Genomic DNA, 4,998 nt, shown 5'->3' with positions numbered 1-4,998 from the left:
TCCACCGCCTGGGCAACGATCGCTTCCATCCGCATGCTCACCCGCAGAACTGCAAGGTATTGCTATGTTTGGTGATCTTTCGAGTCAGGCACTTACAGAAGACCGCACTCGACCATTTGCACCTTCCGGACAAAAACTTCTTGCACAACGGGCGGCAACCACAGAAGCCAGCGGTTAATGCTCTGCTACCCAATCCTGGACCGCCTGAGGCTGGAGTTTTGGGCCTTGCTCGCTCCCGGTGGGCGAATACATCAAATGTAAAATAACAAGAAGAAGTGCATGAAAGACAAGCAAATTGCATAGATGAATTTTCTTTTCAGTAAAAAGAACGGAGAAATTATTCCACACAATAATGCTGAAATGTTAGAAAAATAATTTGTTTGCAAAAAATTATCATGATTAAACATCGAGGCAAAAATTAGAAGTCCAATTATTGATGACGCGAATGATAGTATCGAAATTATTATCGCAAATAATTTAATGGCAATGGCTAGAAGGGCACCACAATTTTGAATACGCATCTTCCCAATCTCCGCCGAAAATGAAAGTTCCACCATAAATTTCTTTGCCTATTCCAAATTGCGCAAAGACTTCATGATGATAATTTCTGACGTTAGCGACATACACCTGACCAATTGGAAGATTACTCCTCGCAATCATATTGTAATGGGCATTGGCAAGAGCAACCCTTATACTATTCCATTCTTTTTTAGCAGCGGAGAAATCGTATTTCCCTCTTCCACCCACTTGATTTTGCGTCATAACCACATGCATAAGAGCATTTCTAGAGAAGCTAGCAAGGAAATCGGTAGGTTTCCCCTCCCACTTGAAATTAGGGGCCAATTTTGCCACAGGCTCTCCGGCACGGGCAAGTATTTCCCAAAAAGCATCGACCTGCTCAATAGTCGTAAATGGGCTGGCAGCAGCTTTCCAAGCTGCCCCCTCCACCAATCTACCCCTGCTATCGTAAGCGGTTGTTGCGGTGGTAGAGCAAGAATTAGGGGACTCTTGATTACACTGCGAGTCGCTCTTAGCGTCCATCCCCGTCGGATCCGTCCCATCCACCGGATCATTGCCGACATAGGCGTAGAGGTTAACCTGATCCTTGTACCCGATGGGGTCGGTCTGGAGGAAGCGTCCGAGGGTCGGCGAGTAGAAGCGGGCCTTGTAGTAGTACATGCCCAACTCAGCCGTCCAGGCCTGACCCGTGTATTGAAACCTCCCTGTGTTGCTGGAACCGGGAATGCCATATTCGTCATAGGTATTGACGGCAAAGATGTTCGAGCCCGAATTATCGGTGACCAGCGCAATGCTGCCCTGCCAATCGGGACGCAGCATACGTTCGGAGGCGCCATCGAAGCCGCCGCCCTCGTACCAGGCAATCGGATCGTCCGACTTCATGTCAGCGCCATGGATATAGCGGCGCAGCAGGTTACCCGATCCGTCATACTCACCGATCAGCGCGTCGCCATCATAGAGGAAGCGCGTCGTGCCCGTCGGGCCGGCTATCTCATAGAGGCGCCCGAGCGGATCGTAACGCAACTGGGCGTTCTTTGCCCCACCCGCGTTCACCAGACGGTTCTCGATATCGTAGAGGAACGTTGTCGTCCCGTCCGATGTTAGATTGCCATTGGCATCATAGGTGAAGCTGGCGCTGCCCGCAGCCGTGTACTGGTTCAGCCCGTTGACGCTGTAATTGCGATTGACGTTGTAGAGACCATTAAAGATGAAGCTGTTGTTGCTCCTGGAGAGCGAGGTGATCTGGCTCGCCGGATTATAGCTGAAGCCATAGGTGTTGGTGTAGCTGGTGTTGATGCCCGGCGTATTGGTCAGCGAAGTGAGGCGGCCGATCGTGTCATAGCCGTAGCTGGTGTTGACCCCGCCATTGAAGCTGGCCCTCGTACCATCAGCATTGTAGCCATAGCTGGCCACCGTAGCAGAACCTGAGCGCAGGATGCTCGAAGGGCGGTCGAGACCGTCGTAATTATAAGTGACGTAATGGCCATCGGGATAGGTGACGCGGGTGCGGTTGCCATTGGCGTCATACTGATAGGACACCGTCCGCGTGGCACCATCCATCGTAATGGCCGAGGTAAGCTGACGCCCGAAGCCATCAAAGGTATTGATCACACCTTCGCCACCACTGCTGTCGAACTGCGCGGTCAGCTGGTGGCCTTGCAGGTCATAGCTGTAATAGACCGAGCGGGTATGGGTGCTGCCCAGACCGGAACGCGAGGGGACAGCCTTTACTGTGACCCGGTTCAGCGCATCATAGGTGTAGCCCAAAACCGAACCATCGCGCTTGCGAAAACTCGTGCGATTGCCATTGGCGTCATAGGCATAGGCCTCGTAATCGCCCGAATTGGCTGAGCCTGCCGAGCTCAGGGCCGTGGCTTGCGTCGCACCATTGAAGGACGTGGGTTTTGTGGTCGAGGGAAAGTTCCACTGCACCAGACGGTCAAAGCCATCATAGGTGTAGGTTGCCCGGTTGCCGTTGGCGTCTATCACATCGGTCTGCTTGCCATTGGCATTGTAAGCGTAGGTCGCATAAGTCTGCTCAAGCGGCGTGCCCACACCCTTGCGCACCTGCACAAGTTGGCCTGCTGCGTCGTACACGTTCTTTGTAATACGGTCAGGGCCGTTCGCACTGGTCGTTTGCGGTACGCATGCATCGGTCTGCGATGCCCATTGTGTCGGATCCATGCGAACTGCCGTGCACAAAAGGCGACCTACTGAATCGTAACTGTATTGGGTAACCTGCTTCGTCGCCAGATCGCTGCCCACGGCTGCTTCTGCAACCTTGCGATCAAAGGCATCATAAGATGTAGAAGTCGATTGATCGATCGAGAAGCCCGTCCAATCTACCGGTGCGACTGAATCACTTTGCCAGCTTGCCAGCCTTCCTTTCTCGATTTTGACGAGCCGACCAGCAGCGTCATACGTGTTGCGAACAGCCAGAAACGGGCCGGAGGTTCCGTTTGAGGAGGGACTGATTGTGCCTACTAATCTTCGCCCTGCATCATAGCGCACTGCTTCTGTGTATGCAGATGCGGACGTTTGCGCGTAGGCGTGCGACGACGCAGATGCCAAAAGGCACGCAGCCACAAAGCACCAGTTGCGGGATGACAGAGAGGACCGTTTCATGGGCAAGTCCCTCCAGTTCCCAAAGGTTTGGTTTCGGAAATCTTGTTGCCCTTGGAATCATAGGTGTAGCAAGTCCGAATAGATTGCCCTCCGGAAGTAACCACCATGCCTCGCAAAAGCAGATTATTAGGCCCGCTATCTGGTCCATAATCATAGGTCGTTACGACTTCATCCGAACTTCCTCCGGAACAGGAATCGTTCACTGTCGCAGTAGCTCGGCAGGTACGCTCCTCCGACTTCAACCAGACCGGGCCTCCCGCATGCATGTAGCCCCCGCTGCCATTCATTATCCAGGCATATCGCTGTACGTAGCGATACCGCTTTACCGGCGATATCCCATTCACGGCAGGAAGCGTTTCAGAAACAAGGCCGCCATGGTCGGAGGAATAGCTATATTGAGTGGTGTTACCGTTTGCTTCGGTAACAGAGGTAGGCTTGTTACAGGTCAGCGTATTGCTGCATGAGGACGGGAAGGATGCCGTTTGAATGACATCTGCAAGGGAACTTCCCGTATTGGACTTTTTGGTTGTCTTGGTGATATTCCCTCGAGCATCGTACTCATATACTTCCTTCCCGCCCAAGGGATTGGTAACAGACGTAACCTGATACCCATTGGCCACTTCGTAAAAAGTGATATTATTGAGTGCATCTTTGACCTGATAGGGGAAGGCTGCAGAAGTGTATTTGGCCTGATAGCGGTTATACCTGATTTCTGTGACGCCACTTCCCGGATCAGTGATAGTCGTTATCCCGGAACCGCCTGCTCCAACACCTCCAGTGAAGGCGAAGCTGTAATTGTAAGTCGCACCATTGATAGTTGCGGATGTATTCTCAGTTGAATTGACTGGCTGGACAGGCGTGAAGGTTCTGTTCATTGAGCTGGCGGACGGGGTTTGAATACTGAAAGTACCCCCAACACCCGGTGAAGGCGCGGTAGGATTCCCCGAAACTTTCCAGACTTGACCACCATCTGTAACATGCTGGGTCATGCCTGATAAATTTGCTTGCGTTGCGGTAGCGAGCGGAGTGGTTGACACAGCGAGGTTATAAAACTTCACATTCGTGACAAAAAACCATCCATCAAGACTGCCCTGATCGCCGTAGCTTGGTGTTGAGCTACTTTGATAATCCAGTGAAATTTTATATCCAAGGTTATTGGTAACAGCAGTCGGACGAGCAAAGCCATTATTAACTTGCCAATCATACGACCAGATAACACCGTTGGGCAAATTGCGAGTAAGAAGGACCGAGGATGATAGAGCGGTTGCGCCCGAAGGCGTCCCATAGACCCGCGTTTCTCCATCACGAAGAGTATGGACCAATGTTAAACCGCCGGAAGATGATACCAGACTCTCTCCTACAAATCGCAATAGCGCCCATGGACCATTGTCATATTGCCAGAATGTTTTGGAAGAGTTGTTAAAGCCTACAACACCAGTCCATTTTGTAGTTTTTTCATCGTAAGAATATACAATTGAATTATTGATATTGTTCAGAATGGATCCGGTACCCCAGAAACTCGTATAGGATAGCTCTCCGTCACCCGAGCCGATCGAGCCCAGCTTGATACTCAAGCTCGCAGACCCGCTCAAAAGGTCTACGCCATTTTGATCGACTGCCTTGAATTCCGGAGGTTGCAGGTAAGTCTGCGCCTTCAACGATGAGCTTTGCGCGAGTACGAGCGCAAGGGTTGCCAAACCAGCCTGAAGCTTCATGCAGCAAATCTCTCTTCCGTTCAGATATGGATAAATTGGGTCTCAGTGCCTGACTCGAAAGATCACCAAACATAGCAATACCTTGCAGTTCTGCGGGTGAGCATGCGGATGGAAGCGATCGTTGCCCAGGCGGTGGAGG

2 protein-coding genes are annotated in these 4,998 nt (G+C 51.6%); both read right to left on the bottom strand.

The annotated features are described in order from the left end of the window. Window positions 1-477: 477 nt before the first annotated feature. Window positions 478-3,144: an RHS repeat domain-containing protein gene (locus ACZ9HU_RS22310; protein WP_476108072.1), complete on the bottom strand. Its 2,667-nt coding sequence runs from the start codon at window positions 3,142-3,144 to the stop codon at window positions 478-480. Beyond that, entirely contained in the window at window positions 3,141-4,859 is a 1,719-nt protein-coding gene (locus ACZ9HU_RS22305) for a hypothetical protein (protein WP_476108071.1), read from the bottom strand. Before ACZ9HU_RS22305 ends, ACZ9HU_RS22310 begins: the two co-directional genes overlap by 4 nt. Window positions 4,860-4,998: the final 139 nt, after the last annotated feature.

It is taken from the genome of Novosphingobium sp. Sphag1I (genome assembly GCF_056279125.1).
This window is presented reverse-complemented; position numbering and strand designations above follow the sequence as displayed.

Coding starts and splice junctions, on each gene's coding strand:
- ACZ9HU_RS22310 (WP_476108072.1), bottom strand. CDS start 3,144: ATGAAACGGTCCTCTCTGTCATCCCGCAACTGGTGCTTTGTGGCTGCG.
- ACZ9HU_RS22305 (WP_476108071.1), bottom strand. CDS start 4,859: ATGAAGCTTCAGGCTGGTTTGGCAACCCTTGCGCTCGTACTCGCGCAA.